24 protein-coding genes are annotated in these 26279 nt (G+C 58.9%); 10 read left to right on the top strand and 14 right to left on the bottom strand.

What is annotated here, in order from left to right; translation table 11 throughout:
* Positions 1-76 precede the first annotated feature (76 nt).
* The 6 genes from GGE33_RS17500 to GGE33_RS17475 are packed head-to-tail and all read right to left on the bottom strand — an operon-like array spanning position 77 to position 6621.
* On the bottom strand, positions 77-976 hold the full coding sequence (locus GGE33_RS17500; RefSeq protein ID WP_183825822.1) for a carbohydrate kinase family protein: 900 nt from the start codon (positions 974-976) through the stop codon (positions 77-79).
* Entirely contained in the window at positions 973-2016 is a 1044-nt protein-coding gene (locus GGE33_RS17495) for an ABC transporter ATP-binding protein (RefSeq protein ID WP_183825819.1), read from the bottom strand. The genes GGE33_RS17500 and GGE33_RS17495 overlap by 4 nt, the downstream gene beginning before the upstream one ends.
* The gene (argH, locus tag GGE33_RS17490) at positions 2016-3530 is read right to left on the bottom strand and encodes an argininosuccinate lyase (RefSeq protein WP_183825816.1); all 1515 of its coding nucleotides are present in this window, start codon (positions 3528-3530) and stop codon (positions 2016-2018) included. Before argH ends, GGE33_RS17495 begins: the two co-directional genes overlap by 1 nt.
* Positions 3531-3534: 4 nt before the next feature.
* A complete protein-coding gene (locus GGE33_RS17485) occupies positions 3535-4377 on the bottom strand; it encodes a carbohydrate ABC transporter permease (protein WP_183825813.1) in 843 nt (280 codons plus the stop codon).
* Positions 4374-5327, bottom strand: a complete 954-nt coding sequence (locus GGE33_RS17480) for a carbohydrate ABC transporter permease (RefSeq protein ID WP_183825810.1) — start codon at positions 5325-5327, stop codon at positions 4374-4376. Before GGE33_RS17480 ends, GGE33_RS17485 begins: the two co-directional genes overlap by 4 nt.
* A gap of 28 nt (positions 5328-5355) precedes the next feature.
* Positions 5356-6621, bottom strand: coding sequence for a sugar ABC transporter substrate-binding protein (locus GGE33_RS17475; protein WP_183825806.1), 1266 nt, complete (start codon positions 6619-6621; stop codon positions 5356-5358).
* A 247-nt stretch (positions 6622-6868) separates the two neighbouring features.
* Between GGE33_RS17475 and GGE33_RS17470 the strand changes: the two genes are divergently transcribed.
* The 7 genes from GGE33_RS17470 to GGE33_RS17440 all read left to right on the top strand — a co-directional run bounded on the left by GGE33_RS17470 (position 6869) and on the right by GGE33_RS17440 (position 15678).
* Entirely contained in the window at positions 6869-8089 is a 1221-nt protein-coding gene (locus GGE33_RS17470; protein WP_183825802.1) for an ROK family transcriptional regulator, read from the top strand.
* A 23-nt stretch (positions 8090-8112) separates the two neighbouring features.
* Positions 8113-10515 (top strand): PIG-L family deacetylase, encoded by a 2403-nt coding sequence (locus tag GGE33_RS17465; protein WP_183825799.1) that lies wholly within the window; start codon positions 8113-8115, stop codon positions 10513-10515.
* A gap of 113 nt (positions 10516-10628) precedes the next feature.
* Positions 10629-11450 carry a bifunctional allantoicase/(S)-ureidoglycine aminohydrolase gene (locus tag GGE33_RS17460; RefSeq protein WP_183825795.1) on the top strand — a complete coding sequence of 274 codons (822 nt, stop codon included), beginning with the start codon at positions 10629-10631 and terminating at the stop codon, positions 11448-11450.
* A gap of 143 nt (positions 11451-11593) precedes the next feature.
* Positions 11594-12394 carry an NAD-dependent epimerase/dehydratase family protein gene (locus GGE33_RS17455; RefSeq protein WP_148145037.1) on the top strand — a complete coding sequence of 267 codons (801 nt, stop codon included), beginning with the start codon at positions 11594-11596 and terminating at the stop codon, positions 12392-12394.
* Positions 12395-12476: 82 nt separating this feature from the next.
* Positions 12477-13910, top strand: coding sequence for an aldehyde dehydrogenase family protein (locus GGE33_RS17450; RefSeq protein ID WP_183825792.1), 1434 nt, complete (start codon positions 12477-12479; stop codon positions 13908-13910).
* A 121-nt stretch (positions 13911-14031) separates the two neighbouring features.
* Entirely contained in the window at positions 14032-15105 is a 1074-nt protein-coding gene (locus GGE33_RS17445; protein ID WP_183825789.1) for an AI-2E family transporter, read from the top strand.
* Positions 15106-15324: 219 nt separating this feature from the next.
* Positions 15325-15678: a hypothetical protein gene (locus tag GGE33_RS17440; protein ID WP_183825786.1), complete on the top strand. Its 354-nt coding sequence runs from the start codon at positions 15325-15327 to the stop codon at positions 15676-15678.
* A 51-nt stretch (positions 15679-15729) separates the two neighbouring features.
* Here GGE33_RS17440 and GGE33_RS17435 read toward each other — a convergent pair whose 3' ends face one another.
* Both GGE33_RS17435 and GGE33_RS17430 read right to left on the bottom strand, forming a co-directional pair.
* Positions 15730-16398, bottom strand: a complete 669-nt coding sequence (locus tag GGE33_RS17435) for a response regulator (protein ID WP_183825783.1) — start codon at positions 16396-16398, stop codon at positions 15730-15732.
* Entirely contained in the window at positions 16395-17795 is a 1401-nt protein-coding gene (locus GGE33_RS17430; protein WP_343062507.1) for a sensor histidine kinase, read from the bottom strand. Before GGE33_RS17430 ends, GGE33_RS17435 begins: the two co-directional genes overlap by 4 nt.
* A gap of 183 nt (positions 17796-17978) precedes the next feature.
* On the opposite strand from GGE33_RS17430, the gene GGE33_RS17425 reads away from it, so the two are divergent.
* On the top strand, positions 17979-18371 hold the full coding sequence (locus GGE33_RS17425; RefSeq protein WP_148145031.1) for a DUF1236 domain-containing protein: 393 nt from the start codon (positions 17979-17981) through the stop codon (positions 18369-18371).
* A 62-nt stretch (positions 18372-18433) separates the two neighbouring features.
* On the opposite strand, the gene GGE33_RS17420 is transcribed toward GGE33_RS17425, so the two are convergent.
* The 6 genes from GGE33_RS17420 to GGE33_RS17395 all read right to left on the bottom strand — a co-directional run bounded on the left by GGE33_RS17420 (position 18434) and on the right by GGE33_RS17395 (position 23591).
* Entirely contained in the window at positions 18434-19786 is a 1353-nt protein-coding gene (locus GGE33_RS17420) for an LLM class flavin-dependent oxidoreductase (protein WP_183825778.1), read from the bottom strand.
* A 33-nt stretch (positions 19787-19819) separates the two neighbouring features.
* Positions 19820-20572, bottom strand: a complete 753-nt coding sequence (gene hutC / locus GGE33_RS17415; RefSeq protein ID WP_183825775.1) for a histidine utilization transcriptional repressor HutC — start codon at positions 20570-20572, stop codon at positions 19820-19822.
* Complete coding sequence (locus GGE33_RS17410) at positions 20569-21360, bottom strand: amino acid ABC transporter ATP-binding protein (RefSeq protein WP_148145028.1); 792 nt, start codon at positions 21358-21360, stop codon at positions 20569-20571. The genes hutC and GGE33_RS17410 overlap by 4 nt, the downstream gene beginning before the upstream one ends.
* Complete coding sequence (locus GGE33_RS17405; protein ID WP_183825772.1) at positions 21357-22025, bottom strand: amino acid ABC transporter permease; 669 nt, start codon at positions 22023-22025, stop codon at positions 21357-21359. Before GGE33_RS17405 ends, GGE33_RS17410 begins: the two co-directional genes overlap by 4 nt.
* Positions 22022-22663, bottom strand: a complete 642-nt coding sequence (locus GGE33_RS17400) for an amino acid ABC transporter permease (protein WP_183825769.1) — start codon at positions 22661-22663, stop codon at positions 22022-22024. The genes GGE33_RS17405 and GGE33_RS17400 overlap by 4 nt, the downstream gene beginning before the upstream one ends.
* A 100-nt stretch (positions 22664-22763) precedes the next feature.
* Positions 22764-23591 (bottom strand): transporter substrate-binding domain-containing protein, encoded by an 828-nt coding sequence (locus GGE33_RS17395; protein WP_183825765.1) that lies wholly within the window; start codon positions 23589-23591, stop codon positions 22764-22766.
* Between the two features lie 337 nt (positions 23592-23928).
* Between GGE33_RS17395 and GGE33_RS17390 the strand changes: the two genes are divergently transcribed.
* Both GGE33_RS17390 and GGE33_RS17385 read left to right on the top strand, forming a co-directional pair.
* Positions 23929-25176: a Zn-dependent hydrolase gene (locus GGE33_RS17390; RefSeq protein ID WP_183825762.1), complete on the top strand. Its 1248-nt coding sequence runs from the start codon at positions 23929-23931 to the stop codon at positions 25174-25176.
* 9 nt (positions 25177-25185) lie between these two features.
* The gene (locus tag GGE33_RS17385; protein ID WP_183825759.1) at positions 25186-26274 is read left to right on the top strand and encodes a thiohydantoin desulfurase; all 1089 of its coding nucleotides are present in this window, start codon (positions 25186-25188) and stop codon (positions 26272-26274) included.
* The last annotated feature ends 5 nt before the right edge of the window (positions 26275-26279 follow it).

The following is a 26279-nucleotide window of genomic DNA, read 5'->3' as shown; positions in this document are numbered from 1 at the left end:
TTTCCTCCTGTAGCGTGCCTCTTCAACAGCAACTTTGTAGCATGCACCTGAGATGGCTACGATGCGCACTTCGTCGCTACGGCTCCCCGAGCGACATGTCGAAGCCGCCTGCCGATTGCACTGCAAGGCTCCCCGATTGGATGCCGGCTGTCAGGCAGGCGAGATGAGGTTTGCCGTCCAGCCATGCATGGATAAACCCGGCGTTGAATGCATCGCCGGCGCCGGTTGTGTCCACCACAGGTACCGCTTCGGCCTCCGCATGAAGTACCACGCCGTCCGACATGCTCCATGCCCCTTGCGCGCCAGCCTTCAGGGCGACGTGTGGAAAAATGGCGGAGAGCATGAGCATCGCTTTTTCCGGAGAGGCCGAGCCCGTGATGGCTTCCGCCTCTTCGAGGTTGGGCAGAAAAAGATCGACACCGGTGCAGGCCTGAAGCAGGCCCTTGTCATAGATCAGTGCAGCGTCCCAGCTCGGATCGAGCGAGACGCTGAGGCCCCTGTCTTTTGCCAAACGGACAAGTGCAGGGATTTCATGCAGCGTTGCATATTCGGCGATGTGCAGGTGCTTCGCTTCAGGCCAGTTCAGGGCTTCACCCAGTGTTGAAGGCATGGCCGCGCCCGCCCGACGGGTTAGAAACGCCCGTTCCTCGTCTATGACAGCTGCCACCGTCACCTGTGGACCCGCGTCAGCGGAATGTTCGACAAAACGCAAATCCACACCACTTGCCTGGATTTGTCTGCCTGCATCGGAAGAAAGCGCGTCGGTTCCAAGCCTCGCCACGAGCGCGGCCTTACGTCCGGCATTAGCGAGATGGGCGGCCGAAATGAAGGCGCCACCACCGGCTGCTATCCTCATGTCGTCGGCAAAGAGCTCGCGCCCGAGCACAGGAAGCTCCTCGAGACCGGTGAAGATGAGGTCGCAATAGATCCGCCCGATGCTCAACACCGCGGACCGCTTGTCTGTATCGGTCATCATGAGCGGCTCAGGAGTTTCTCTGTCTTGGCGTCGAAGAGGTAAAGGCTACCGCGTGCGGCCGTGCAGGTGAGGGTGCTGCCCACCGCCGGCATGAACTTGTCCTTTGCCGTGGCGATGACTGTCGTACCATCGATGTCCAGATGAACCAGCGTCTCGGGACCGAGCGGCTCGACTGCGGTAACCGTTCCCGTCAAACTAAGGTCCATCTTCTCGTCCGATGCCGTCGCGCGGGCGATGAGGTCATGCGGGCGAACGCCGATAAGGATGTCGCGTTCCGTTGCGGCTGAGGCCATTGCGGAACCCTTGCTGATCGGTAGCAGGTTCATCGACGGACTGCCGATGAAGCGGGCGGTAAACACGTCGACCGGGCTCTCGTAAAGCTCTGTGGGCGTGCCGACCTGCAGGATATGTCCGTCTCTCATCACCACGATCCGGTCGGCCATGGTCATTGCCTCGACCTGGTCGTGGGTCACGTAGACAGTGGTTGTTTTCAGCCGCTGGTGCAGGCGCTTGATCTCGATGCGCATCTGCGAGCGGAGCTGTGCATCGAGGTTGGAAAGCGGCTCATCGAAGAGAAAGGCAGATGGATTACGTACCATGGCGCGGCCGATAGCGACGCGCTGGCGCTGGCCGCCTGAGAGTGCCGCAGGGCGGCGATCGAGCAGGGCTTCCAGCCCCAGAATACGCCCAGCCTCTTCGATCCGCCGGTTCTTTTCGGCCTTGTCGAGTTTGGAGGTGTAAAGGCCGAAGCCGATATTCTGGCGCACCGTCATATGCGGATAGATCGCGTAATTCTGGAAGACCATGGCGATGTTGCGCTGCTTCGGCTCGCGCTCGTTGACCACTTCGTCGCCGATCTTCAGCGTGCCGTCGGAGATTTCCTCAAGCCCGGCAATCATTCTGAGCGTCGTCGACTTGCCGCAGCCGGACGGTCCGACGAAGACGACAAATTCGCCATCGGCGATGACAAGGTCTATGCCCTTGACTGCTTCGACCTTGCCGTAGCGCTTGATCAGTTTTGTCAGTTCAATCGTCGACATCAGCGGTCTCCCATCAGAGCGGCGAATTTCTCTTCAAGTTCGGCGGCGGCGGCGGCCTCGTCACGCTCGATCTGTTTCGCTTCCGTCTCGAAGGACGAGAGGCGCTCGCGATAGGCGGCAAGCGCTGCCTGCATCGGCTCGGGCGCCGGGCCGCCGAAGCGGCTGCGCACGGCAACGAAATGTTCCGGCGAGACGATCTCTTCGAATTTATCGAGGGAAATGGATGGCTTGCGACCAGTGGAATGTTCGAAAGCCGCAGTGAACGGAGCGTAGCCATCATCCGCCAGGCTGCCCTTCGCCGCGACGACGCTTTTGGCCGTGGCTGCGGCGATTTCGTGTGCCTCACGGAAGGACAGGCCTTCTATGCGAACCAGGGAATCGGCAAGCTCGGTGATAGTGATGCAGGAGCGGCGGATGTTCTGGTCCACCCGCTCCGGGTCGATGCTGATCTGGGCGATCAATGCGGCCAGAAGATCGAGCACGCGGGCGGCCGAGGCGAAGGCCTCGTAGCCCATGCCCTGGGTTTCACCTTCGCTGTCGTTCATGTCGGTGAACGGCGTGTTGTGCATCACGTCGAGCACGGTTCGGGCACGACCGAAGGTCTGGCTCGCAAGATGCCGCAGATGCTCGATCGGGACCGGATTGCGCTTCTGCGGCATGATTGAGGAGATCTGCACCAGCGAATTCGGCACGTAGATCTGGCCGACCTCGAAGCTCGTCCAGAACTGGAAATCCTGGATGACACGTCCCAGATGCAGGAACATCAGCTCGATCGCCGAATAGGTCGATGTCGTGTAGTCCACCGCCGCGATGCAGGAATAGGAGTTGCGCAAGGGTGCGGAAAAGCCGAGCAGTTGCGCTACCCGCGCCCGGTCGATCGGAAAGCCCGAGGTGGTGATTGCGGCAGCACCCATGGGCGACAGATCGACAATGCGCCGTGCGTCTGAGAATCGCTCGATATCGCGGATCAGCACCTCGATTGTGGCGGAAAGATAGTGTCCGAACGTCGTCGGCTGCGCCGGCTGGCCGTGGGTATAGGCAACGATAAGTGTCGATTTCTGCCGGTCCGCCGCATCGATCATCGCGGCAAGAAGTGTCCGTGCCTTCGACATCAGCACGTCGATCTTCTCTTTCAGGCCGATTTTGAAGAGCGTGTGGTCGATATCGTTGCGCGAGCGGGCAGTATGCAGGCGACCGGCGATATCGACGCCGATGCGCGCTTTAAGCTCCTTCTCGATCAGGAAGAAGAAGTCTTCGACTTCGCCGGTATAGACCAGCTCCGCCGGGTCGACCTCTTTGTCTATTGCAACAAGGGCTTCAGCGATCTTCGCTGTGATTGCTCGATCAAGGATGCCGGTTTCGGCAAGCATCACCAGATGGGCGCGATCGATGCGACGAAAGCCGTCGACATGATGGTTCCGGGCGCCATCGAAGAGCGGACGCAGTACCGTTTCCTTGTAGACCGGATCGGGAAACTTGCTGGTGTCGGAAAGGCGCGGGTCTTTGTCCGCCATGGCTTTATCCTTTCAGGCCGGCGAGCATCACACCGCGGACGATGTAGCGCTGCAGGACGAGGAAGACGATGAGGGTGGGAAGGGTGGCGATCGCAGCACCCGTCATGATCATTTCCCACTGGATGGACTGTTCGACGGCGAAGCTCGAGAGGCCGACCGGCAGAGTATAGAGTTCCTTGCTGGTGGTGACGATCAACGGCCAGAAGAAGGCGGTCCAGTTGCCGAGGAAGGTGAAGATGGCAAGTGCGGAGAGTGCCGGCGTCACCAGAGGCATCGCCACTTTCCACCAGATCTGGAATTCATTGAGGCCGTCGACGCGCGCAGCCTCGATGAAATCATTGGGAACGGTCTCGAAGAACTGCTTCATCAGGAAGGTGCCGAAGGCGGTCATCATGCCGGGAAACATGATGCCCCAGTAGCTGTCCAGCCAGCCGAGCTGGCTGGACATCAGGTACCACGGGATCACCAGCATCTCGGTTGGGATCATCAACGTCGAAAGAATAGCGATGAAGACGAAATAACGGCCACGAAACTCGAATTTTGCAAGCGTGTAGCCGACAAGACTGTCGAAGAAGCAGTTGGAAATGGTGACGGTGACAGCCACAAACATGGAATTGAGGAACCACCGCATGAACCGGCCATCGGCCAGAACCGAGATGTAGTTGGCCAGTGTCGGTGCTGCCGGGATCAGACGAAGATCATAGACCTGATCGGCGGTTTTGAGCGAGGTCGAAAACATGAACAGGAGCGGCGAGATCATGATCAGCCCGCCAATGAAGAGCAGCGTCCAGATGATGATCCGTCCTGGGCGGATATTGGCGTGGGAAAGTGCTGGCGTGTCGGTCATTTCTTTTCCCTCAGAATCCAGAGCTGCAGAAGCGACACGATCAGCAGAATGGTGAAAAGTACGACCGTTTGTGCAGCCGCATAACCCATGGCGTAGGAGCCGAAGGCAGTCTGATAGATCATCAGTACCAGCGGCTTGGTCGAGCCGAGCGGACCGCCGGGATCGTTCGTGGTCATGTTGTAGACCTGATCGAAAATCCGCAGGAATGCGATCGAGGAAAAGACCACGAGGAAAACGGTGGTGGGTTTCAGAAGCGGCAGGGTGATCTTACGCAGGATCGCCCATTCACCGAGGCCATCGATCCGGGCTGCTTCGTAGAAGGTTGTCGGAATGGCGCGCAGTCCGGCCATGAAGATGATGACCTGGAAACCGAGACCGGCCCAGATCGCCGTGACCATGATGGAGAACAGCGCCTGGTCGGTCGATCGGATGAAGGGCTGTTGCGGAATTCCGATCAGCGCTAGCACGTCGTTGATCACGCCGATCGGTGGAGGCTGGTAAAACCAGCGCCATACCCAGGCCATGGCCGCGGCGGTGGTCAGGTAAGGCAGGAAATACAGAGCCCGGATGAAATTGTGCATGAACCGCACCCGGTCGAGGAAGAACGCGACCGTGAACGCAATCAGCAGGCTGAGTGGCGTGCCGATGATGAGATAGGTGAAGGTGTTGCGAAACACCTTCCAGAATTGCGGATCCTTGAACAGCTTGACGTAGTTGGCAAAGCCGACAAATTTTGCCGGCCGCACGAGATCCCAATTGGTCATCGACAGGTAGAAGGCCTGAAATGTCGGATAAAAGCGGATGACGGCGTAAAACAGGACAGGGATTGCCAGAAATCCCCATACCCAGAGCAGCCTTTTGGTGCGCATCGAGAGGCGGTCTGCCGGCATGGCCGCCGCAGTCCCGCCGGGGCGGCCGCTCGCCGCCCCCTGCAGATTGTCCGTATCCATCATCAACTCCGCTTTCTCTGATCGGCGCTTATGGCATTGCCGCGTCGATCATTTCCTGCTCGGCTTCTGCCGCCTGCTTGAGAGAATCCTCGGGCGATTGCCCTTCGAGGAGAACGCGGTTGACCATGTCGATGGCGTTCTGGCGTTGGCCTAGCTCATCTTTGAACATCGTCGTATGAGCGTAATCCAGCCCCTTCAGGAACGGTCCGTAGATCGGGTCCTTGAGGTTGGCGTCCGTCAAGGCCGCCGAGCGCAGGGCCGGCAGTTCGCCGACAACCTTTAGCCAGATGGCCATCGCTTCCGGCGAGGTGAGATAGGTGAGGAATTTTTTCGAGGCTTCCAGCTCTTCCCCGCTCGTCTTGGCGCCGATGCCATTGGCGAAATAGCTGGCATAGTTGGAACGCAAACCGTCCTTGTTGGCCGGCAGTTCGGTCACGCCCCACTCGAAATCCTTGATCGTCGAGAAGGCGCCAAGACGGAAGGTTCCGTCGATCGTCATACCGGCCTTGCCGGCTCGGAACGCGGCCTGCCCCTCGTCCATAAAGCCAGCCGCGCCGATCTTCTTTTCCGTTTGCAAGCTGGTGTAGAATTTCAGCGCCTGAACACCTGCATCGCTGTTGTAGGCGACCTTTGTGTCGTTGTCGGTATAAGGTTCTCCACCGAACTGACGGACCAGCACTTCGCGCCACCACTGGTGATCCTGGCCGGCCATGTCCAGTGTCGAGCCTGCTGTGGTGACGTTGCCGGCTGCATCGTGCTTGGCGATCTTTTCGGCCGCGGCAACAAATTCATCTGCCGTTTGCGGCGGCTTGTTTGGATCAAGGCCTGCTTCGGTAAAGAGCTTCTTGTTGTAGAATAGGGCAAGCGAACGGACCGCTGTCGGCAGGCCGTAATAGTTGTCGTCGCGCTTCATCGCGCTGACGATCGGGAAGAAATCCTTCTCGATCTTGTCATGCGGGAACGTATCTGTCGGCAGCGGCTGAAGAATGCCGCCGACCACGAACTTGTCGAGCCAGCCATAGAAAAGCTGCATCACATCCGGGCCATTGCCGGCCATGTTGGCGGCAATAACGCGCGTCTGGTAGTCGGCATAGGGAAAGGTGACTTGCTTGACGGTGATATCCGGATTTTTCGTCTGGAAGTCGGCGATCAGCTGATCCATCGCCTTTACGCGTGTCTCGAAAACATACTGCCAGTATTCGATTTCCACTGCCTGTGCCGCGTTGAACGCGAAAGTGCTGAATCCGGCAACGAGCCCGGCCAGCAGAACTGACTTGCGCATGTGAGCCTCCATTTACCCCACCGGTTCTTCCGGTTTTCGGGGTTTGATTGTTCCCTGCATTCGGCCGCGTTACGGCCGATGCGTTGTCATCTGTGCGGACGGATCCAACAGGTCATCCTGTATCGCGGGGGACTGCCCCGGCTGCCGTAAAGCTTCCCTGAGCGGCTGGGTTTGTCAATAAGATAATTTACTTGAGTTATTGTATTTGCGGTGGCGTCGGCGGGGATCCTGTGGTTTGAAAGCGGAAGAGGTTGCAGAAATGACGATTCACACGATCGGCGCTCATCCAGTGGCCATCGGGAAAAATCCCGAGCGAAGCCGCGATCACAATCGCCGGGTGGTGCTCGATATTGTGCGTCGTCACGGCTCGCTTGGTCGTGCTCACATCGCCAAACTTACGCAACTGACGCCGCAGGCTGTCGCTAACATAGTCGATGAGCTGATGGGCGAGGGCCTTCTGATGGAGACCGGCCGGCTGCGTTCTGGTCGAGGTCAGCCGCCAATCCAGTTCGCGGTCAATCCGGAGGGTGGTGTTACGATTGGTGTGGAGATCGCGGCAGACCATATGGTAACGGTCGCGCTCGATTTTGCCGGCCGGCTCCGCGGACAGCGAATTGCGCCACTCAAGGATACGACGCCCGGCTCCATCACATCTGCCTTCTCGCGAGAGTTCTCTGGGTTGGCAGGATCGCTTGGCAGCAAATTACTTGGTGTCGGTGCGGTCATGCCTGGTCCCTTCGAGATCGACGGCATGACTTCCGTCGGGCCGACCACGCTTTCAGGTTGGGCAGGTGTCGATGCCGCTGAGGCGCTTAGCCAAGCTTGCGGCCATGCCGTTGTGGTGGAGAATGATGCGACGGCTGCAGCAGTCGGCGAACGGCTGTTCGGATCCGGTCTCTCGATTTCCAATTTCTGCATGATCTATTTCGGTGTTGGCCTCGGTCTTGGCATCATCCAGGACGGTGCGCCTTATCGTGGCGCCTTTGGCAATGCCGGAGAAATCGGTCACGTGACCGTTGTGCCGAAAGGGCGGCTGTGCCCGTCCTGCGGCCAGTATGGTTGTCTTGAAGCCTATGCCTCGGTCTATGTGCTCAAGCAGCAGCTGGCTGCGGTCGGGATCGCTGATAGCGAATTCTCCGACCTTGAACGACTGCACGCGGAAGGCCATCCGACCCTCATGGCATGGATAGAGGACGCAGCCACCTATTTCGGTCCGATGGTTGCCATGCTGGAAAACATTCTCGATCCGCAGACCGTCATTCTGGGGGGGGCTTTGCCGGATGCGATCATCGACGAGATCGTGGTTCGCATGGGGTCGCTTCCGACATCCGTCGCCAGCCGCAGGCAGCGCGAACTGCCGCGCGTTATCCGCGGAAAGACCGGGCAATTGACCGCGGCTCTCGGCGCCGCAGCCATTCCCCTGTTCGACATCGTCACACCGAAACTCGAGATTTCGCCCGGAAACACGATTTCAGCCTGAACATATAATGAGGTGATAGCCCAATGCTGAGCGCGCGCGAACGTATCGAAAAACAGATGGGCGCTCCCGCTCTGGTCCGGCTCCACCGCAAGCTTTCCCGGTTGAAATCGACTGTCACGGTGATGAATACCGGCGCCCATCCTGACGATGAGCAGAACGGCCTGCTCGCCTTTTTGCGGCTCGAACATGGCACGCGGGTGATCGTTGCCTGCTCGACGCGTGGCGAGGGAGGGCAGAATGCACTCGGCCCTGAGCGACATGGTGCTCTCGGTGTCCTGCGCTCGCGCGAGATGGAGGAGGCGGCCCGGATCATTGATGCGGATGTCGCTTGGCTTGGGCATGGTCCGGACGATGCAATCCACGATTTTGGATTTTCCAAGGACGGGGATGCGACCTTTGCCCGTTGGGGTGAGGCGCGTATCGTCGAGCGCCTGGTGCGAGCTTATCGCAAAGAGAGGCCGGATATCGTCATCCCGACTTTTCTCGACGTACCGGGACAGCACGGCCACCACAGGGCAATGACCCGCGCAGCCGAGGCCGCCATTGTGCTTGCTGCACATGCGACTGCGTTTCCCGAACATATCGCTGAAGGCCTAAAACCCTGGAGGGTTGCCAAATACTATCTGCCAGCCTGGTCCGGCGGGGGCGGGACATATGACGATGCGCTGCCGCCACCTGATGCGACCATTACTGTGGAGGCTTGCAGTCGCGATAAGGCTACCGGTGCGGAATATGGCCGGATCGGCGAGTGGTCACGTTATTTTCACGCGTCGCAGGGCATGGGCGACTGGCCGATGCAGGCAAAATCAGTCTGGCCACTACACCTCAAGCTGACTTCGATTGCCGCTAGCGAAGAGCGATTCATTTCCGATGGATTGCCAAATTCCCTTGAGCAGCTTGCGGCGTTTCCTGACCTGCCGGACGAGGTCGCGGCGGCGCTCATTTCCGCGGACACTGCAATAGCCGCAGCCATCGAGGCTTTCCCACATCGTGAAACCATCGTTTCCATGTTGACACATGCGGCCGGGCACCTCGAGAACGTCGTCGCGAATGCTTCCGAAGAGTTTCTGGCATTGCACAGCCATCGCATCGAACGCAAACGCATCGAGATAGACGCCGCGATCCTGGAGGCGGCCTCCATATTCGAATTTGTGTCTGTCGGTCACCCTTCCATTGCTCCGGGTGGAAGCACGGTGCTGACCGCGGAACTGGGGGAAGGGGCTCGCAGACACAATGTCGATATCTCGCTTGTCCTGCCATCCGGCGTGAGCGCGGAACACACATCATATGGCTCATCGCGAACTTTTCTGCTGACCGCATCCGCCAATGTCAGGCTTTCCGATCAATTTCTGCCTGATTGGTCATGCCTTGGAGGCAACGGTCATGCTTCTGTTCGGGCTTCTGCAGAGATAGAGGGGCGTAGCGTTACCGGGGTGTTTGATCTGGAGGAGCCGTTTACCGTTTCTGCTGCGCAGGCGATAAAGCTTCGCCCGGATGCCCTGCTTGTACCACTCGACACGCGATGCCGGGGATGGCAGGTCAAGGCTGATTTGACAGGGGAAGCGGCAACGCTTTCGTTCGATTCACCTGCCGGCTGGGCTATGGTGGCTTCTGGCGAAGATTGGACCCTGACGGCCCCGGAGAGAATTGCACCTGGCTTTACCAGTGTCGGGGTTAGCGTTGGCGGTCATTCGGCATTCGAGGTCGAGTCCATGTCCTATCCGCATATCGGCCGGGCGGAATTCCGCCGACCTGCGGCGCTCAATATACTGGCGTTGGACTTGCGACTTCCCGAAGGTGCCCGCATTGCCTATGTCGGTGGTGGCGCTGACAAGGTTGGTCTCTGGCTAGCCCGCATGGGACTTGATGTAGTCGACCTCGATGCCGTCGGTCTTGCGGGAGATCTTTCGCAATTCACCACAATCGTCGTCGGCATATTTGCCTTCGGCCTTCGCAAGGATCTGGCAGCGATAACGCAGCGGCTGCATCAGTTCGTGGAAAACGGTGGGCACCTGGTTACGCTGTACCATCGTCCATCTGACGGCTGGCATCCTGATGAGACACCGGTTCGTCGTCTGCAGATCGGATCTCCTTCCGTCCGTTGGCGGGTTACCGACCCCTGCGCCGAAGTTACGGTGCTTTCGCCTGACCATTTGCTGCTCTCCGGCCCGAACCTCATCCACCCTGAAGATTGGGAGGGATGGAACAAGGAGCGCGGTCTCTATTTTGCGTCGAGCTGGGACGAGTGTTACGAGCCGCTTCTCTCCATGCATGATGTCAATGAACAACCACTGAAAGGCGCGCTGCTTTCCGCCGAGATTGGCAAGGGCAGGCACACGCATGTCAGTCTGACCTTGCATCACCAGATGGATCGCCTTGTTCCGGGCGCCTTCCGGCTCATGGCCAATCTTGTTCAGCCCGCCTGAGATGCTGTTTCGGACCTGGCAACCTCTTAGCAAGCGCGAAGGGGCGGTGGTTTGCCGATTGATGAATCGGGGAGGTGCGCTTAAACCGTAGTCAGCATAATCAGGGAACAGACATGACTGACAGCAAGTATTTCAGTGCGGTGGGCGGACTGCCGCCTCAGACGCAACTTCTCTCCAGCAAGGCCGTTTTCACCACTGCCTACGCGGTCATTCCGAAGACGGTGATGAGCGACATCGTCACCAGCGTTCTGCCGCATTGGGAAAAGACGCGGGCGTGGATCATCAGTCGTCCGCTGTCCGGTTTTGCCGAGACATTCTCGCAATATATCATCGAGGTTTTGCCGGGTGGCGGCAGTAACAAGCCGGAGCCGGATATCCGGGCCTCGGCAGCCATATTCGTGGTGACCGGCGATCTGACTATAGAGCTTGAGGGCGCCTCGCATCGTCTGCGCGAGGGATCGTTCGCCTATCTTCCTGCCGGTTCGAAATGGACCCTGCGTGGCGAAGGCGACAAGCCCTGCCGTTTTCATTGGGTGCGCAAGGCATTCAAGGTCGTGGAAGGTCTGGAGGCGCCCCCGGCGATATTCACGCATGAGGGCGAATGCGTCATGGATCCCATGCCGGATACCGACGGCCGCTGGGCGACGACGCGTTTCATCGATCCTTCGGATGTTCGATACGACATGCACCTGAACATCGTCACATTCGAGCCCGGTGCAGTCATCCCGTTCATGGAGACCCATATCATGGAACACGGTCTCTATGTTCTGGAAGGCAAGGCGGTCTATCGCCTCAATCAGGATTGGGTGGAGGTCGAGGCCGGAGACTACATGTGGCTCAGGTCATTCTGCCCGCAGGCATGTTACGCAGGTGGTCCCGGCCGCTTCCGTTATCTCCTCTACAAGGACGTCAACCGCCATGCCGATCTCTGGTAGGGCGGCAAGCTTGGTCTCCGCATGAATTTAAGGCGTCAATGATAAACTTGTTGACGCCATACCTCCCACTTGTAGTATCTATTTGGCTGTCATGTATGACAACGCCGATAAAGTGTCGGTGATGCCTGTCCTGGGGAGGATATATGCTGAAGAAATTGTTGCTGACGGGCGCCGCGGGCGGTGTCGGTCAGAACATCCGCCCGCTGCTGTCGCAGTTGGCGGAAAAGGTCGTATTGTCAGACCTTGGTGACGTCTTTGACCTCGGACCAAAGGAAACATTCGTCAGATGCAATCTAGCTGATGCCCAAGGGGTTTTGCGACTCCTTGAAGGCGTGGACGGCGTCATTCATCTTGGCGGAGTATCCGTCGAGCGGTCCTTCGATATTGTTCTTCAGGGCAATATTATCGGTCTCTACAACCTATATGAGGCCGCCCGGCATCAGGGCAAACCGCGCATCGTGTTTGCCAGTTCCAACCACGTCGTCGGCTACTACCGCCAGGATGAAAAGATCGACAACACGGTCTACCCGCGTCCCGATTCACTCTATGGCGTTTCCAAGGTTTTCGGCGAGGCTGTCGCCAGCATGTATTACGACAAGTTCGGGCAGGAGACGCTGTCATTGCGCATCGGCTCCTGCTTCGACAGGCCGCTCAATCCGCGCATGATGGCAAGCTGGCTGAGTTATCGCGATTTCGTTTCCTTGTGCGAGAGAGCGTTCCTCACCCCGAAACTGGCGCACACGATCGTCTATGGCGCATCCGCGAACCAGCAGACGTGGTGGGACAATAGCAACGTCGATTTTCTCGGCTGGGAGCCGCAGGACAGTTCGGAAAAGTGGCGCGCCGAAGTCGAGGCTGCGACCGGCGAGCAAGATCCGAACGACCCTATGGTGATCTACCAGGGCGGGGCATTCGCCGGCGCTGGTCATCCCGACGACAATTGATAACATCGCCTCAAGAATGCCCTCCATTCATATGTTGCGGCCATATCCGCTGGATTGAAAAGCCGCTTGGGAAGGAAAAAGCATGACCATCCATCAAAATCTTATTGCCGGCGAGTGGGTCGGCAGCACCGGCTCGGAAAACGTCAATCCGTCCGATACCAATGACATTGTCGGGCTTTACGCGCAGGCAACGGCCGATGACGTCAGCCAGGCGATTGCTGCAGCAAAGGCTGCCTTTCCCGCATGGTCCCGGTCCGGAATTCTGGAGCGTCATGCGATCCTGAAAAAGACCGCCGACGAAATCCTGGCGCGCAAGCAGGAACTCGGCACGCTTCTCTCCCGCGAGGAAGGCAAGACGCTGGCTGAGGGGATCGGCGAAGTCACGCGTGCCGCTCAGATCTTCGACTTCTTTGCCGGTGAGACGCTGAGGCTGGCTGGCGAAGTCCTGCCATCGGCACGGCCCGGCATCGGGGTCGAGATCACGCGCGAACCGCTCGGCGTCATCGGCATCATCACCCCGTGGAATTTTCCGATTGCCATTCCCGCCTGGAAGATCGCGCCGGCGCTCTGCTACGGCAACACGGTGGTCTTCAAGCCGGCAGAACTCGTGCCCGGCTGCTCCTGGGCGATCGTCGACATCCTGCATCGCGCCGGCCTTCCCAAGGGCGTGCTCAATCTGGTGATGGGACCGGGTTCGGTTGTCGGCCAGACGATGCTCGACAGCCCGGATATTGCCGGCATCACTTTCACCGGCTCTACAGGGACGGGCAAGCGTGTGGCGGCGGCCTCGATCGAGCATAACCGTAAGTTCCAGCTGGAAATGGGCGGCAAGAACCCGATGATCGTTCTCGATGATGCCGATCTTGGAGTCGCCGTGGAAGCTGCGGCAAATTCCGGCTTCTTCTCGACCGGCCAGCGCTGCACGGCGTCTTCCCGCCTGATCGTCACCGAAGGCATCCACGACAAGTTCGTCGAGGCTCTGACCGAACGGATGAAGAGCATTCAGGTAGGGCATGCGCTGAGGCCCGAAACCCATATCGGCCCGGTTGTCGACGTGCGTCAGCTGAAGCAGGACACCGACTATATCGAGATCGGCGTCAAGGAAGGTGCCAAGCTAGCTTTCGGCGGCGAGCGTCTGGAGCGTGACACGCCCGGTTTCTTCCTGCAGCCGACGCTGTTTACCGAAGCGACCAACCATATGCGCATCAGCCGCGAGGAAATTTTCGGACCGGTCGTCAGCCTCATTCGCGTCAAGGGTTATGACGAGGCGCTGGCCATGGCCAATGACACGCCTTTCGGTCTCTCGGCCGGTATTGCGACGACGAGCCTGAAATATGCGACGCATTTCAAGCGCAACTCGGAAGCCGGTATGGTGATGGTCAACCTGCCGACGGCGGGTGTCGATTTCCACGTGCCCTTCGGCGGACGCAAGGCTTCGTCGTTTGGTTCGCGCGAGCAGGGCAAATATGCCGCCGAATTCTTTACCGTGGTGAAGACTGCCTACACTCAGGCCTGATGATGGCCGCAAATGTTGCGGCTGTAGAAATGTAAAAGACCTGTGAGCGGTCCGTCTGCAGAGTAAGATCTGTAGACGGATCGGTTTTACGCATTATCTCTGTCTGCGGAAAAACGTTCAGATGCAGGATGGGATATTCGTGGTTCAGCGTGTCAGCTTTTATATTCTGCTTGTCCTTGTGACGCTGGCATTCATCGCAATCCTCATCCCGTTCTATTCGGCGGTTTTCTGGGCGGTGGTCTTCGCCATCATCTTCTTCCCGCTCTATGCCAAGCTGGAAGAAGCACTTGGCGGGCGGCGTAATAGTGCCGCCGTTCTCTCCGTGCTGATCTGCCTCTGCCTCGTGATCCTGCCGGGTCTGGCCATCCTGGCTTCGCTCATTCAGGAGGGAACCGGTCTCTATCAGAGGGTCTCGAGCGGACAGATCGATCTCAACCGGATGCTCAACGAGGTCGTGACGGCTCTTCCCGCCTTCATGCAGGACTGGCTGCAGACCATCGAGACCGGCGGCTTCGCCGCCCTGCGCGATCGCTTTTCGTCATCGCTCATGCAAGGCGGAAGCTTCTTTGCTGGGCGGGCATTGAATTTTGGCCAGAGCACCGCAGAGTTTTTCATTGCCTTTGGTCTGATGCTCTATCTGCTTTTCTTCCTGTTTCGTGATGGACGCTCGCTTGCGGCTGCAGTCCGAAGCGCGGCACCTCTGAGCGATGAGCACACGACGCAGTTCATGGCAAAATTTGCCTCGGTCGTGCGGGCGACGGTTCGGGGCAATATCATCATCGCCATCATTCAAGGCGTCATTGGAGGCGTTACCTTTTGGTTGCTGGGCGTGCAGCCGGCACTTCTCTGGGGCGTCCTGATGGTCATCTTGTCGCTGGTGCCTGCCGTTGGCGCTGCGCTCGTCTGGGTGCCGACGGCGATCTATCTTGCCGTCACGGGCGAGGTTTTGAAGGCTGCTGTCATCGTTGCAGTCGGTGTGTTCGTGATCGGTCTCATCGACAATATCCTTCGGCCGCCGCTTGTCGGCAAGGAAACGAAGCTTCCGGACTATGTCGTGCTGATCTCGACTGTTGGCGGGATTTCTCTTTTCGGCGTCAACGGTTTTGTCATCGGCCCGCTGATTGCAGCGCTCTTCATTGCGGCATGGTCGCTTTTTGAAAAGGAGCGGGGCGGGGGCGGGAATGCAGTTGATTGAAACGCGATATCTGTAAACATTGTTGGACCATGGTCCAATTCGGGCATTCGCAAAGGTCTCATGGCGGAACTATGGCTGGGCTCAAATGTTGAATGCTAGTAGGGTGCAGTTACTGACGCTTGTCCGATGGAGGTTGCCATTCGCTCCCGCCGACAGATCATTTCAGGCCTGATGCTTGCCTTTCTCCCGGATGTTGTGTCGTTTGGCGCGAAGTCCGCGATGGCACGTAATGGCGGACAGGGTGGTGGAAACGGAGGAGGCGGAGGCGGCCGTGAAGGCGGCGGCAATTCCGGCAGGAGCGGTGGGGCTGAGAGCCGAGAGGGTAATGGTGGCCGGGGCAATCGCGATCGCAGCACCGATACCGCGGCCGAGACGAGAACAACGGATAGCCGCTCTCAAAAAGACGCCGTCAATGTCGACAATCGTGGCATCAGGGTGAGGCACGGCAGCGGTATTGCCGAAGAGGTGAATGATCGAGGCCGTTATGTCATGCGCGATCGAAGTGGCAGGACGATCGTCAATCGCGCCGCCACGAAATCCGATCTCGACAGATTGCGCTCATTGATAAAGTGAGTGAGCTGCGAGCCATCATTTCCAGACGGCCAGCCGGATTGCTGGTTTCGCCTACGAGGAGAGCGTACGCCCGGAGATTTCCCGTGCCGCCTCATTCCAGGCGATTGCCGCGGCGGTTCTGTTGGTCACGTTCAGCTTGGCGAAGATGCGCGTCATGTGATGCTTGACCGTCTTCTCGTGCAGGTCGAGTTCGATGGCGATTGCCTTATTGCTTAGGCCTTCGGCCGCGAGACCCAAGACCTCGCGTTCGCGTATCGTCAGATCGCGCATGGCGACGGAGAGGCTGTCCTCGTTGGCTGATGCCGGCGGCTCTGCAAGGAGCTTGGCGGAAAGCGCCGGCGCCACATATCCTTCACCGGCGGCAACCGAGCGGAGGATTTCCGCAAGCGAGCCTGATCCGATCCCTTTGAGCACATAACCCTTTGCGCCGTCCTGTAGCGCCTGGCGGATATCATCGCTGGTTTCCGATACCGTCAGCATCACGATGTTCTGGTCGGGCCGCTCGGCAAGGATGGGGCCGATTGCACCAAGGCCGCCACCCGGCATCGAGATATCCATCAGCAGAATGTCGGGCTGATGCCGCTGGGCGATTTCGATTGCATCGTCGCGGCTTCCCCCCTCAGCCACGATGTCGAAGCCGAGTTCGGTCAATGTGCGCGCAACGCCTTCCCTGAAAAGAGGGTGATCGTCGCATACGGCAACCCGCAGATCCGTCATCAAGTTTTCTCCGTTTCGCAAATCTTCAAAGTCATCGTCACTGTCGTACCACTGCTATTCGAAACGATGTTGAACCGTCCTCCGAGGCTCTCGATCCGCTCCCTCAGACCGGCGATGCCAAGGCTCGTCGGCTTGATCTGTGTCGGATCGAAACCGGGGCCGGTGTCGATGACATCCACCACAACGCAATCCTCTTCTAAACGTTGCAGCACTTTCTGGCCCGATCCTCCCGCATGCCGCCAGCCATTATTAAGCGTCTCCTGAACAAAGCGGTAGACGCAGATTTTTTCCGCAGGGCTTGGCTGCCACTCGACTGCGGCCATTGTAAGGGCAATCGGAACGCCGGTCCGTTCCCGGTGGCGCTGAACGGCCTGCAGGATCACATTCTGGAAGTTCGCGGTCTCGATCTCCGGAAGGATGAGATCGTGACAAATGCTGCGGATTTCCCGCATCGCTTCCTGAAGGCTCTTCTTGATCGAGGTGACCTCTGCCTTGCGCGTTTCGCGAAGTGCCTGGGCGCCGAGAATGGCGGGGCTATCGATCCGCAGGGATGCATAGGCAATAAGCTGCGCCGGCCCGTCGTGGAGATCGGCTCCAAGCCGCCTGAGAAAACGTTCGTTAATGGCGGTCGTTTGCTGGCTTGCCTTTTGAACGCGCGAGTGCAGTTCCCGGTTCTGCTTGAGAAGATGCGAAAGCTCACCGACCCGGGCATTGAGAAGGCCGCGCTGCAGCTCGATGAGCCGGCTGCCGCGAAAGACGATCAGCGACAGCAGCGAGAAGATTGCCGCGATCACCGCAATGACCGCCAGCCAGGCACGTAGTCTTGCGCTCTGGAGGCTGCGCTCGAAATCGGTTGCCACTTCATAGAATTCCGATACCGCCACGACTTCGCCTGACCATGGCTGCAGCACGGGATTATAGATTTCGAGGAGTGGTCGCGTCTGATTACCCAGCGCTTCCGCTTCCTCCGGATCGATCTGGTTGAATTCTGACACCATCTTACCGGAAAACGCCGCCTTCAGGTCTTCGCTTGGAGCAAGTTTTTTCCCCATCAGCGTCTTGTCATTGGCGTACAGGATCGTGCCGTCCTTGCGCCATAGGCGGAAGGAAATGAGGCGTTGACCGAGCGCTCCCTGTGACAGTGTCTCGTCGAGCACGCGTTCTATCGACTCATCGAGCTTTTCCGTGGTCGTCATGTCCGGCAAAATCGGAGCGATGATGCTGTCGACGTAAAGAGCAGTCGATGCGGCGGAGTTCCGCGTTACGGCCTCTTCGATGAGGCTGGCAACGAAAGTACCCACGATCAATGTCGCGATGATCGAGATTAACCCGCCGGCAAGCAGAAACTGGCGGGCGAGCGACTGTCCGGTCCAAAAAGCAATAACGTTGGGTAGGCGCACGAAAGCCTCGGTGGCTGCATCAGAAGAAGATAATTAAGGCTCGGCTTCACGGCGTCAATGGGGTCGCATCACCACTAATTTGTCCGTCGGGACCAAAGTCGCATCCTCAAACGCAAAGGTCCCGTATGGGAACGGCTCCGCATGCTTCACGTTTTCCTGCCATCGCAAGCAAGGAGTTCTGTGATGAAAAAGATGATCCTGGTATCCGCTGCCATTGCAGCCTTCGCCACCGGTGCCCTGGCCCAGCAGAGCACTGTAAACGGTGCCGTCGGTGGTGCCGTCACCGGCGCAATCGTCGGCGGCCCGGTCGGCGCTGCGGTTGGCGGCATCGTTGGCGCTGCAGCCGGCACGGCAATCGACCCGCCGCCGGAACGCGTGGTGCGTTACGTAGAGACCCAGCCGATGCCGGCACAGTCGGTCGTCGTCCAGGAACAGGTGGTGGTCGGTCGCCCCATTCCGCAGCAGGTGGTGTTGACGCCTGTGCCGGAAGATCCGACCTATGCCTATGCGGTGGTCAACCAGCAACGCGTTATCGTAGATCCGCAGACACACACGGTCGTTCGCATTCTTAACTGATATTAGGTCGAAGATCGAAAAGGCGCCCGTGACATCGCGGGCGCCTTTTCTCACGTCTTTCCTCAGCCCTTCTTGCGGGCAGCAGCGTAGCGATTGGCGGACATTGAAAGGCCGAGATTTTCGCGAAGTGTTGAGCCCTCGTACTCTTCACGGAAAAGCCCGCGGCGGCGAAGTTCCGGCAAGACGAGTTTGGTAAAGTCGGTCAGGCTTGCCGGCAATGTCGGGAACATCAGAATGAAGCCGTCGGCGGCGCGCGCCTCGAACCACTCTTCCATGAAATCGGCGATTTCCTTTGGCGTGCCGGTAATACCGTTGCCGGTGCTCTTCTCCGCATAGTGGTGGATCAGATGGCGCAGCGTGTGGCCCTGTTTGATGAAGTCGGTCAGTTCTTCGAACAATGCCTTCGAGCCCTTCGGCTGCTGCGGCAGGCGTTCCATGGGGAAGGGCTTGTCGAGTTCGGCTCCGGAAAGATCCGTTTCCAGAAATTCGCCCAGCATCCAGCGGCCGACATCGGGGTGAAGGTTGTCGATCAGGAAATCGACCTTGGCCTGGGCTTCCGCTTTCGTTTCTCCGACATTGACGACAATGCCCGGCATCATCTTCAGGTCGTCCTCGATGCGGCCATACTTCGCCATACGGCTTTTGACATTGCGATAGAATGAACCGTTGCGCTCGATGCTGGAAGCTAGGCTGAAGACGATTTCCGAGGTTCGGGCAGCAAGCTCCATCCCCGCTTCCGAGCCGCCGGCTTGGGCGATGACAGGTCGCCCTTGTGGGGTCGAGGCGATATTCAACGGTCCGCGAACCTGGAAATGCTTGCCCTTGTGGTTCAGCGTGTGCAGCTTGTCCTTGTCGTAATAGACACCGCTCTGACGATCGAGCAGCAGGGCGTCCGGCTCGAAACTGTCCCAGAGGCCGAAAACGACATCGACGAATTCCTCGCCGCGCTCATAGCGGATCGCATGCGGATCGAGCCCTTCGCGATTGAAGTTATAGCCGGTTTCGTCGTGGTCGGAGGTGACAACGTTCCAGCAGGCCCGGCCGCCGCTGAGATGATCAATGGAGGAGAATATGCGGGCGATGTTGTAAGGCTCATAGTAGCTGGTCGAGGCTGTCGCCACGAATCCGAGCTTCTCCGTCATGGCCGCAAGGGCAGTGATCAGCGTCAGGGGTTCGAACCGGTTCATCTTTGTCGGCGAGCGGGATAGAGCTTCCGGATCGCCGATGGCGGCGGCCGGTGAGTCCGCCACGAACATGAAGTCCAGCTTGGCCTCTTCCGAAATGCGGGCGACATTAAGCAGGTGGTCGATTTTGTTCGCACCATTGACATCGGCTGCAGGATGCAGCCAGCTCGCCGGGTTGAAGCCAAACGTATAGACGAAGGTTCCAAGTTTCAGCTTGTCTTCGCGGGCCATGGTTCCTCGACTCCTCTTGATAGTCTTCGTGTTTCAGCCCGCCTGAGATGGGGTGAAGCGGGCGGTGAGCGTGTGGCTTTTGCCGGGATAGGTCAGCCGAACCGAAGTCACCGACTGATCGAGCCGCCATGTCTGACGCTCGACAACCATGACAGGGCTGCCGATAGGGATGGTGAGATAGTCAGCTTCCGCGGAGCCGGCGCCGCGGGCCGCAATCCGGTGCTCGGCGGCGCTCCATGGCACATGATCGAGAAGCCAGGGACCGGGAGACAGGGTTTCGAATGTTTCTCCTCTGGCATCCGGCACGACTTCCAGATTTATCAGACGCTGCTCAAGGCAGAAGGGATGTGTGCCCGCATAGTGGAGGCAGGTAATATCGGCGATCGCTCTCTTATGCGGAATGTCGAGGCGTTCGGCCTCTTCACTGTTCGCCGGCCTTACCGTGCGGCTCAGAATCCGGTGGCTATAGATTTCACCTGTCGCCTTCACCTCTTCGCGAATGTCGTAGATTTCGAGAATTGCGCTTTGTGCCTTCTGAGGGAGAACGACACTGCCGACCTTGCGCTTCCGCTGTATCAGCCCGGCGCGTGCCAGCTGTGTCACGACCTTGTTCACGGTCATGCGCGAACAGCCGTATTGCAAGGCCAGTTGCTGTTCCGATGCGATCTTGAAGCCGGGTTGCCAGCGGCCAGTCAGGATATTCTGCTCGATATCGAGAAGTATTCGCTGATGAAGCGAAAGCGGCGTCTCGGAAATAGTGTCGGCAGTAATATCCGCGTCAATCATGCGAGCATGCTGGCGCCGCGATCGAGATAGGTGTCGAGAAATTGCTCCAGTCGTGGGTGGCGCGGCTTGGCAAAGATTTCCGCTGGCGGTCCTGAGAACAACAGCCTTCCGTGATCGAGAAAGCTGATCTGCTGGCCGACGCTGGCGGCAAAGCCGATCTCGTGGGTGACGACAACCATCGTCATGCCCTCGCTCGCCAAGTCTCGCATGACGTTGAGCACTTCACCGGTCAATTCCGGGTCGAGCGCGGAGGTCGGCTCGTCGAACAGCATGATTTTCGGTTCCAGCGCGAGCGCCCGGGCAATCGCCACGCGTTGCTGCTGGCCGCCAGAAAGCTGCGACGGGTAATGTCCGGCGCGGTTTTCCAGCCCGACCTTGCGCAACTGCACCATGGCGCGTTCTTCCGCCTCGGCTTTCGGCACCTTGCGGACGAGCTTCAGGGCTTCGCTGACATTGCCGAGCGCGGTCATATGCGGCCAGAGATTGAATTGCTGGAAGACCATGCCTGTCTTCGTGCGAACCGCACGGATCTGGTTCGCGGGCAGGCGCTCGCGGCGGCCATTGGCGTCCTCGAAAAAGCCCAGGGCCTCTCCGTTGATGGTGATCATGCCGCTGGTTGCTTCTTCCAGAAAAGCGAGGCAGCGCAGCAATGTGCTCTTGCCTGAACCAGACGGACCGATGAGGCAGGAAACCTTGCCTTCCGGGATTTCCAGATCGATGTCCTGCAGCACGGTGGTTTCTCCGAACCGCTTGACAAGTTTGCGGATGGCGATGGCTGGTACACTCATGCTTTCGAAAACCTCAGTCGGGAGAGACGATTTTCGGCCATGCGGCCGAGCCGGTCTGTGAGTTCAACGATGATCCAGTAGACGATCGCCAGGATGAAGATCGCTTCGAGGAAGGCGTATTGCTGCGAGCCGATGGCGCTGACAGTAGCGGTCAGTTCCGGCACCGTGATGATCGACAAGACGGCGGACTCCTTGAGCAGGATGATCGCGAGGTTGATGGCGGGCGGCAAGACGATCAGCCCCATTTCCGGCACCTGGATGCGGCTGATCGTCTGGAACCGCGTCATGCCCAGGCAGGCTGCGGCCTCGACATGGCCGACCGGAACTGAAGCATAACCGGCGCGGAACACTTCGCTGTAATAGGCCGCGCTATAGACGGTTAGCCCGATCAACCCGCAGGGGATGGGATCGAGCATCAGGCCGACGAACGGACCGCCGTAATAGAGAAGGAAGATCTGGATCAGGAACGGGGTGCCGCGCAGCACTTCCACGATCGTGCCGAGCACGGCATTGACGATCTTGCCGCCGAAGCGTCGCGCAGTGGCGACGATGAAGCCTGCCACGACCCCGCCGAGCACGCCGGCGATCCAGAGCCAAAGGGTGACGAACAGCCCGCTGCCGATTTCCGGCAGTTTTTCGATAATGACTTGCGGATCGAACATCATGCCGAGGCTCCCTTCAGAGAGCGTTCGGCATAGCGGCCAAGAAGCGCGAGTGCGGAGTTGATGACGAAATAGATGAGCGCCGCGGAAGCAAAGATCGGGATCGGCTGATAGGTGCTGGAGGCAAGATCCTGAGCCATCTTGGTGATCTCGATAATCCCCACCACCGACACGAGCGAGGAGGATTTGAGGATCATGATCGCCTCATTCACCAGTGCTGGAAATGTTAGCCTAAGAGCGATGGGCGCGCGGATGCGGATGAATGTCTGGGCACCAGTAAAGCCTGCGACATCGGCGGCTTCAATCAGCCCAGGCGGAACGCTTGCGAAACCGCCACGCAGATTTTCGGCCTGATAGGCAGCCGTGCAGAGCGACAGGCCGACGATCGCGGCGACGATGCCGGGAACATTGATGCCGATCACTGGCAACAGCGTGTAGATAAGCAGCAGCTGGACCAGCAGCGGCACGCCGCGGAAAAAGCTGATGAACAGCCTTGCCGGCAGGATATAGATCGACTTGCCCGACAGGAGCGCGGCAGAGAGCAGCATGGCGATCACGAACCCGATCGCGATCGACACCAGGCTGATGCCAAGGGTCGAGAGAGCCGCCTCCAGAAGCAGCGTAAAAAGTTTTGGCGTCATCGGCTACGCTTCGTTGGTCGCCGGCGCGGTGCGCAGGGCGAAACGGAAGGAACGAGGGATCAGGGGACGCGCTAAGCACATCCCCCTAATCGACTGAGGATCAGAATGCCGGCTCAGGCACCGAGTCCGGCGTATCGAACGTCGTGCCGAACCACTTTTCCTGCAGCTTGCCCAGGCGGCCGTCCTTCTTCATCGCAAGAATTTCGGTGTCGATGTAATCGAGCAGCGACTTGTGGTCGTCATCCTTGGTACCGATGAAGCCGAAATAGGTCTTCTTACCGAAAGCCGGGGTCACGACTTCGAAGGCGCCGTTGCGCTGCTTGGCAACGAAGGCGATGTTCGGAAGGGAGTTCGCGACAGCAACGACGCGGCCGGTGGCGAGGTCGGCATAAGCGTCGTTGAACGAGACATATTCGCGAACGTTGACCTTTTCCGGAAGCGTCGCGGAATATTCCTGCAACTGCGCGAGCTGTGCGGTCGCCTTGCCGACGCCGACGGCCTTGCCGGCAATATCGGCCGGCTTCGTGATCGAAGTGTCGCCGGCCTTCTTCAGGATGGCGACGGAGGCTTCGGCAACCGGGGCACTCATGCGGTAACGCGCAATGCGGGCCTTGGTGATGGTCGCCGGACCGGCAACGACATCGAACTTACCGGCTTCAAGGCTTGGCAGAACGCTATCCCACGGCAGTTCGACCCATTCGATCTTGACGCCAAGGTCCTTTCCGAGCGCCTCGAAGAAATCGACGTTCAGGCCCTTGTGTTCGCCGGCGTCGATGAAGTCGAAGGGAGCGAATGCTGTTTCCGTGCCGACTTTCAACACGCCTGCGGCCTTGGCCTTGGCCAGCACGTCTTCAGCATGGGCCGAAAACGACGTGGCAAGCAGAAGGGCGCCAGCGGCGACAGCCTTCATCATTTGTCTTTTGAGCATTGGTGATTTCTCCGCGTTGTTCTACCTTAAGGACCGCAGTTCGGCTGTTCCCACCGTGTGACAGCGAATTTTATCGCTGTTCTTTTTATTGCCTATACAAATGACCGATGTTTTCGGAGCCGTCAACGGCTTCAATCGGGCTTTCCCACGTGTCGCGTCGGGGCTGATGATCGCCGCAATCGGTAGGCCGATTTCCGATCAAATCAGCTTGCCTTGCCTGGTTTCGTAAACCTATCTTCTCTGGATACTCATCGAGGAGAGAGCGAAGCCAGGTGCCGCGCCGGCGCGAATGCTTCGCTCGATCTGCTGCCAGCATTTCATTTCAGGATCATGCCATATGACTTCCAATCTCGTCGTCAATGCCGGCCGTATCGCGGCGGATATCGACGCTCTGGCCAATATCACCGAACCCGACAGGCCGTGGACGCGCCGCGCATTCACGCCGATGTTCCTCAAGGGACGCGCCTATGTGGAAAAGGCATTTCGTGATGCGGGTCTTGAGACGCATATCGATGCTGCCGGTAACCTGATCGGCCGTCGTCGCGGAAAGACGGGTGGGGGCACGCTGATGCTTGGATCACATACGGACACGGTGCCAAATGGCGGTCGTTTCGACGGGATCGCTGGCGTGATCGCCGCGCTCGAAGTGGCGCGCGCGCTCAGCGATGCAGGGATCGAACTGGAGCACGACCTGGAAATCGTCGATTTTCTGGCGGAAGAAGTCTCGATTTTCGGCGTGTCCTGCATCGGTAGCCGGGGCATGACCGGGGTTCGCCCAAGCGAGTGGCTGGAACGTACCGCCGAGGTCGAAGGGAGACGTATCGATCTTGCCGAAGGAATTCGCGAGGTCGGTGGCGATCCTTCGCAAATCGGTGGCCGTGACGACATCAAGGCCTTTCTGGAATTGCATATCGAGCAGGGGACCGTGCTTGAGCGGGAGGGGATCGATATCGGTATCGTCGGGGCGATCACCGGGATTTCCCGGTTCGAGATCTTGGTCGAAGGCCGCGCGGACCATGCCGGCACGACGCCGATGAACGCGCGCTACGACGCTCTGGGCGCCGCATCCTGCCTAGTGCTCGGGATTGAACGCATCGCCAAGGAGTTGGCTCTCGGATCGAGCTATTTCGCAGGCACCGTAGGTGAGTTTTCGATGGAGCCGAATGCCGCGAATGTCATTCCATCCCATGTTCGGATGCTAATCGATGCCCGGGCCGTCGATCCTGCTCTCATGGATGAATTCGTAGCGGCCTTGTCTGCGCTTTGTGCGCAGACGGCTGCGAAGCGGAATGTGAAGATTGCGGAACCGCGCAGGGTTTCCAATGCGGCCCCGACGCCTATGTCCGGGATGGTGACGGATGTTTTGGCATCGAGCGCTGCGCGGAGCGGTGCCACCAGCAGGCCGATGGTGTCAGGCGCCGGCCACGACGCCGCCTTCATTTCAAAGGTGGCGCCGGCTGCGATGATCTTCATCGCCAGCAAGGACGGGCGCAGCCATGCTGCGGAAGAATGGTCGGAAAATGATGCGATCACTCTGGGTGCGGCCGTTCTTTTCGAGGCAATTCTGGATCTGGATAAAAGATAGGGAGACGGCATGGGGCGCATACTGACGGAGAAGGATGTCGAGGCGGCCGTTCGCGGAGGTTCCGTTTATGCGGCCGGCGGCGGCGGCTGGTCCGATCATGGCCGCATGCTGGGTTATGCCGCGGTCAGCATCGGCAAGCCAGAACTGATTACGATCGATGAACTGGATGATGAAGACTGGGTTGCAACGGCAGCGGCCATTGGCGCGCCGGCGTCGACAACCGCATGGGAAATGCAGGGCGTCGATTACGTCAAGGCCGTTCAGCTTCTGCAGGATGCGTTGGGAGAAAAGGTTTCGGCCCTGATGATCGGCCAGAACGGCAAGTCATCGACGCTGAACGGTTGGCTTCCGTCCGCAATTCTTGGCACCAAGGTGCTCGATGCTGTCGGTGACGTGCGTGCCCATCCGACCGGCGACATGGGTTCGATCGGCATGGCCAATTCGCCGGAACAAATGATCCAGACCGCAGTCGGCGGTAATCGTGCCGAGAACCGATACATCGAACTGGTTATTCGCGGTGCGACCGCCAAGGTCTCGCCGGTCCTGCGTACGGCTTCCGATATGTCGGGCGGATTTATCGCCTCCTGCCGCAATCCGCTGCGGGCCTCTTATGTTCGCCGCAATGCGGCGCTTGGCGGTATCAGTCTCGCGTTGAAGCTCGGCGAAGCGATCATCAAGACGGATGTCAGGGGAGGGCATGCGATCATTGACGCGATCGTCAAGACGACAGGCGGGTCGATCATCGCCGAGGGCGAGGTCAGCTCAAAATCGGTTGTCTATACGAACGAGGCTTTCGATGTCGGCACGATCACGGTCGGTCGCGGCGACAAGGCCGTGACGCTGCATGTGATGAACGAATACATGGCGGTGGATGATGCCGGCGGCAACCGGCTCGCAACTTTTCCGGACATCATCTCGACCTTGTCGCCACAAGGCGAGCCAATGAGCGTTGGACAGTTGCAGGTCGGAATGCCGGTGTTTCTGCTGCATGTGCCGAAGACGATCATTCCGCTTTCGTCGAGCGTCAAGGATCCGTCAGTCTACCCGATCGTCGAGAAGGCGCTCGGGATCAGCATCGCCGATTACGCATTGGGGTGAGGAGA

Source organism: Aliirhizobium cellulosilyticum (assembly GCF_014198105.1).
Classification (GTDB): domain Bacteria; phylum Pseudomonadota; class Alphaproteobacteria; order Rhizobiales; family Rhizobiaceae; genus Neorhizobium; species Neorhizobium cellulosilyticum.
Note: the sequence above shows the minus strand (reverse complement) of the source record. Positions and strands in the feature narration are given on the sequence as shown.